Here is a 269-nt window from a genome sequence, read left to right as displayed (position 1 = left end):
CAGGCGGACCTGGGCCTGGCCATGGGCACCGGCACGGATGCCGCGATCGAGGCCGGCGACCTGACCCTGGTCCGGGGCGACCTGCGGGTGGCGGCGGACGCGATCCGGCTGTCGCGCCGCACGCTGTCAACGATCAAGGGCAACCTGTTCTGGGCGTTCGCCTACAACGTGGCCGCCCTGCCGCTGGCGGCGCTGGGCCTGCTCAACCCGATGATCGCGGGCGCGGCCATGGCGTTCTCCAGCGTGTTCGTGGTCACCAACAGCCTGCG

General features: G+C 72.1%; 1 pseudogene. It reads left to right on the top strand.

Annotation, left to right across the window (positions count from 1 at the left end):
- Positions 1–269, top strand: a pseudogene (locus HCN51_RS57895) (heavy metal translocating P-type ATPase); the annotation flags it as partial.

The organism is Nonomuraea composti, assembly GCF_012034275.1.
GTDB lineage: Bacteria > Actinomycetota > Actinomycetes > Streptosporangiales > Streptosporangiaceae > Nonomuraea > Nonomuraea composti.
The sequence above is the reverse complement of the archived record's forward strand: the minus strand, read 5'-3'. Positions and strand labels throughout refer to the sequence as shown.